The 5,324-nt window shown below is 59.4% G+C and carries 4 protein-coding genes and 1 pseudogene; all 5 read left to right on the forward strand.

Annotated elements, in window-relative coordinates:
• Nucleotides 1-1,106, forward strand: a 1,106-nt coding sequence (locus ALO64_RS01735; protein WP_157058608.1) for a glycosyltransferase family 2 protein, incomplete at its 5' end; no start/stop codon positions are given.
• Between the two features lie 99 nt (nt 1,107-1,205).
• A pseudogene (dapE, locus tag ALO64_RS01740) lies at nt 1,206-2,362 on the forward strand (succinyl-diaminopimelate desuccinylase).
• Nucleotides 2,362-3,171 carry a putative RNA methyltransferase gene (locus ALO64_RS01745; protein ID WP_002554741.1) on the forward strand — a complete coding sequence of 270 codons (810 nt, stop codon included), beginning with the start codon at nt 2,362-2,364 and terminating at the stop codon, nt 3,169-3,171. The pseudogene dapE and the gene ALO64_RS01745 overlap by 1 nt, the downstream one beginning before the upstream one ends.
• A gap of 19 nt (nt 3,172-3,190) precedes the next feature.
• On the forward strand, nt 3,191-3,568 hold the full coding sequence (locus ALO64_RS01750) for a hypothetical protein (protein ID WP_005743422.1): 378 nt from the start codon (nt 3,191-3,193) through the stop codon (nt 3,566-3,568).
• A 164-nt stretch (nt 3,569-3,732) separates the two neighbouring features.
• On the forward strand, nt 3,733-5,324 hold a 1,592-nt coding region (plsB, locus tag ALO64_RS01755), incomplete at its 3' end, for a glycerol-3-phosphate 1-O-acyltransferase PlsB (RefSeq protein ID WP_094195067.1).

Here is a 5,324-nt window from a genome sequence, read left to right on the forward strand (position 1 = left end):
TTGTTCAGCGTCTCCTTAACTACCTGCTGAGACATACCGCTGAAGACGCAGAAGTGGTGGCAGTGGTCGACGCTGATTACTGCGTCCATCGACAGTGGCTCAAGCATATGGTGCCACACTTTATGGACCCCAAGATTGCAGTCATTCAATCGCCACAGGATTATTGCGACGGTCACGAAAGCCTGTTCAAACTTTGCTGTCAGGCCGAGTACCGAGGCTTTTTCAACATCGGCATGGTCATCCGTAATGATCACGATGCAATTATTCAGCACGGTACCATGACACTGATCCGCCGATCAGCACTGGACCGGCTGGGCTGGGCGCAATGGTGCATATGCGAAGATGCCGAACTTGGCCTGCGTATGCTGGAAAATGGTTTTTCCACGGGTTACGCCGCTACCAGCTATGGCAAAGGACTGACTCCCGATACATTCATGGACTTCAAGAAACAACGATATCGCTGGGCATATGGAGCCATGCAGATCGTAAAGCGGCACGCCGGAAGCCTGATTGCAGGAAACTGCGCGTCCCTGAACGCGATGCAACGCTACCATTTCATCGCGGGGTGGATGCCGTGGATGGCAGAAGCAATGAATTATCTGTTAATGCTGGCCGCGTTGGCTTGGTCGATGGCAATGATCCTTAAGCCCGAGACTTTCGTGCCGCTGCCCTGGATATTTTCCACGTCGTTGATACTGATGTTTGCCCTGCGCTCGCTCAAGATAATTGTGCTCTACCGGCAGCTGGTCAGCACAAACATCAAAGAGGCACTGGCCTCAATACTGGCAGGCATGGCGCTGTATCCGACGATAGGCAAGGCGGTACTGTCGGGGCTCGTCACATCAGGCATGCCGTTCTTCAGAACGCCCAAACACACTTCCGGAAACCTGATCGGGCAAACCCTTCTCGATGTAAAAGAAGAACTGTCTACCGTGCTGATCTCATGGATCACGATTATGCTTTTACTCACACACAAAGCATTCATCAACATGAATTCAGGTTTCTGGATAGCCATGCTCTTGGCTCAATCACTCCCTTACCTGGCGGCAGTGATCATGGCAATCCTGTCTGCTCACGCAAACCGCTCGGCGCGGCCCGCAATCTGAGCTATCCAAAGCGCACAATAAACGACGGCCCCAGGTCGTCGTTTTGCTTTAAGATATCCGCCTTTTCGCGCCCAAAGTCTTGCTACCGGAGTTCTGTACATGACTGCCCCTACCGACCTGTCGCCCACCCTTCAACTTGCCTGCGATCTGATCCGCCGCCCGTCAGTGACGCCGGTCGATGCCGACTGTCAGGCAGTGATGATGCAACGCCTGGGCAATGCCGGCTTCAAGCTGGAGCCCATGCGTATCGAAGACGTCGATAACTTCTGGGCCACACACGGCACTACCGACGGCCCGGTACTGTGTTTCGCAGGTCATACGGACGTGGTCCCTACCGGCCCGGTGGAGAACTGGCAGAACGACCCGTTCGATGCGTTGATCGACGAGCACGGCATGCTCTGCGGACGCGGTGCAGCGGACATGAAAGGCAGCCTGGCAGCCATGCTCGTGGCCGCCGAGCGCTTTGTAGCCGATCACCCGAATCACAAGGGTTCGGTGGCATTCCTGATCACCAGTGACGAAGAAGGCCCGGCGCACCACGGCACCAAGGCTGTCGTCGAACGTCTGGCAGCGCGCAAGGAGCGTCTGGACTGGTGCATCGTCGGCGAACCTTCGAGCACCACGCTGGTGGGCGATGTGGTCAAGAACGGGCGTCGTGGCTCGCTGGGCGCCACCCTCACCGTGCGCGGCAAACAGGGCCATGTGGCTTACCCGCATCTGGCGAAGAACCCTATTCACCTTGCAGTTCCGGCACTTGCCGAACTGGCTGCAGAGCACTGGGACCATGGCAACGATTTCTTCCCGCCAACCAGCTTCCAGATCTCCAACCTGAACGCCGGCACGGGTGCAACCAATGTCATCCCGGGTGATCTGGTAGCAGTATTCAACTTCCGTTTTTCGACCGAGTCGACCGTCGAAGGCTTGCAGCAGCGTGTCGCCGCCATCCTCGACAAGCATGAGCTGGACTGGCATGTGAACTGGGCGTTGTCCGGCCTGCCGTTCCTGACCGAGCCGGGCGCATTGCTGGACGNNACGCCGTGTCGTCCAGCATCAAAAGCGTCACGGGCCGTGACACCAAAGCCTCGACCAGCGGCGGAACCTCCGACGGCCGTTTCATCGCGACCCTGGGTACGCAAGTGGTTGAACTGGGGCCGGTCAACGCGACGATTCACCAGGTCAACGAGCGGATTCTGGCCAGCGATCTCGACGTGCTGACCGAGATCTACTACCAGACCCTGGTCAAGTTGCTCGCCTGATGCTGACCTGCCCGATCTGCTCTGCGCCGCTCAGTACCGCCGACAACGGCGTGGTATGCCCGGCCAACCACCGCTTCGACCGTGCACGTCAGGGGTATCTGAACCTGTTGCCGGTGCAGCACAAGAACAGCCGCGACCCCGGCGACAATCAGGCCATGGTTGAAGCACGGCGGGACTTCCTCAACGCCGGGCATTACGCCCCGGTAGCCCGGCGGCTGGCTGAACTGGCCGCCGAGCGCTCCCCCGCGCACTGGCTGGACATCGGCTGCGGCGAAGGTTATTACACCGCGCAAATAGCCGAGGCCCTGCCCCATGCCGACGGCTATGCGCTGGACATCTCCCGCGAAGCCGTGAAACGCGCCTGCCGTCGTGACCCCAGGCTGACCTGGATGGTTGCCAGCATGGCCCGTGTTCCCTTGCCGGATGCCAGCTGTCAGTTTCTGGCCAGTGTGTTCAGCCCGCTGGACTGGCTTGAAGCCAAGCGCTTGCTGACGCCTGGCGGCGGACTGATGCGGGTCGGCCCGACCAGCGAACATCTCATGGAACTGCGTCAGCAGCTTTATGATGAGGTCCGCGATTATGCCGACGACAAGCACCTGTCTCTGGTGCCACCCGGCATGCAGTTGCAACACAGCGAGACCCTGCGCTATACGCTGAAGCTGATCGACGGCCAGTCCCGTGCCGATCTGCTGGCCATGACGCCTCACGGGTGGCGCGCCAGCGCCGAGCGCCGGACTGCCGTCATTGAGCAATCAGGACCTTTCAAGGTCACCGTTTCCATGCGCTACGATTATTTCGTGCTGCAATAAGCATTCAACAGAGGCACCCATGCGCCAACCCGATATCGAGATTTACCTGAAAGACGAAGACGTCGACCACAAGGCCATCGCCCAATGGTTGAGCGTCGCCCTGGGCCCGTGCAGTGACTGGAACCAGAAAGGCCAGACCTGGAAGTGCAAGGCCGGCAATGTGACCGTAACCTGGCTGCCCAAAGCAGTCGGTAAATGGAACAGTCTGCATCTGGACAGCGATCAGACCCCGTGGGAAGACGACATCGCCTGCGCCCGTGCGGCATTCAAAGCCTTGAACGTCGAAGTGCGCTGCGCACCCGGCACCTGGGTTGAAGAAGAAAGCGATGAAACCGCCGACCGCTGGATACGCGTCAGCGCCGATGGCGAGGAAGAAATCACCTGGCGCACCTCGTAAGCCTTTTGCAGCGACGGCATCAGGATGTGCCGTCGTGGCTCTCGAAGGTGGCCGCTCAGTATTTACTCTTCTACAAACACCAGGCTTTTTGCCGATCGCTTCGGGATACGTCACACTGACGCCCATCTCGGGCAGTCGCCCGTCCCTTACTCAGCAGAAGCCGTATGACCCGTTCTCCGTTCCGTCGTCTTGTGTTCGGCACCCTGCGCCGATTGTTGTATCTCTGGGTGCGCTCGGAAACCATCAATCAGTCGTCTTTTACGCTCAACCTGGACCGTAGCCGTCCGGTGTTCTATGCCCTGCAGTCGCCGTCGATCAGTGATCTGGCGGTGATCGACACAGAATGTCGCAAGGCTGGCCTGCCTCGCCCCGTATTGTCGGTAGCGGTCGGCAACCTGATAGAGCCAGCTGCATTCTTTTACCTGACTCCGGCGCCTGACTGGCTTGGCCGCCAGGACAAGCGCGGCGCACCGCCGACACTGGAGCGTCTGGTCGCAGCCGTGAGCCAGAACCCCGGCGAAGATGCGCAGATCATCCCGGTCAGCGTGTTCTGGGGCCAGTCACCTGACCGCGAGTCCAGCGCCTGGAAACTGCTGTTCGCCGACAGCTGGGCCGTGACCGGCCGGTTGCGCCGCCTGGTCAGCATTCTGATTCTGGGTCGCAAGACCCGTGTACAGTTTTCCGCGCCCATTCACATGCGCGAGCTGGTGGGTGAAAACAAAGGTTACGAACTGACCCTGCGCATGACCCAGCGTCTGCTGCGCGTGCACTTTCGCAACCTGAAAAGCGCGGTCATCGGCCCGGACGTTTCGCACCGGCGCACCGTGGTCAAAGGGCTGCTGGACGAGCCGCTGGTCAAGCAGGCGATCATCGAAGAAGCCGAACGGGAGAACATCACCCAGGACAAGGCACGGGCCCGGGCGCTGAGCTACGGCAACGAGATCGCCTCGGACTATACCTATTCCGTTATCCGCTTCATGGAAGTCGTCCTCAGCTGGTTCTGGAACAAGATTTACGACGGCATCAAAGTCAGCCACATCGAAGGCGTGCAGGAAGTGGCGCCAGGGCATGAAGTCATTTACGTCCCTTGTCACCGCAGCCATATCGATTACCTGCTGCTGTCCTATCTGTTGTTTCGCAACGGGCTCACGCCGCCGCACATCGCTGCCGGCATCAACCTGAACATGCCGGTCGTCGGCAGCCTGCTGCGCCGTGGCGGGGCGTTTTTCATGCGCCGCACATTCAAGGGTAACCCGCTGTATACAGCGGTTTTCACCGAGTACCTGCACACGCTGTTCATCAAGGGTTTCCCGGTCGAATACTTTGTCGAAGGCGGTCGCTCGCGGACCGGGCGAATGTTGCAGCCCAAAACCGGCATGCTCGCCATCACCCTGCGCAGTTTCCTGCGCAACTCGCGGATGCCGATTGTGTTCGTTCCGGTGTACATCGGCTACGAGCGCGTGCTGGAAGGCCGTACTTATCTGGGCGAATTGCGCGGAGCGACCAAGAAGAAAGAGTCGATCTTCGACATCTTCAAAGTCATCGGTGCGCTGAAGCAGCGTTTCGGCCAGGTATCGGTGAACTTCGGTGCCCCCATCAAGCTGGCCGAGTTCCTTGACGGCGAACAACCGGACTGGCGCGAGCAGGAGCTGGCGCCGCAATTTCGCCCGGAATGGCTGAGCGAAACCACTCATCGGCTGGGTGAACGTGTGGCCCAGCACCTGAATGAAGCCGCCGCCGAGACTGTCAGAAATTT

This window comes from Pseudomonas meliae (assembly GCF_001400515.1).
Lineage (GTDB): Bacteria > Pseudomonadota > Gammaproteobacteria > Pseudomonadales > Pseudomonadaceae > Aquipseudomonas > Aquipseudomonas amygdali.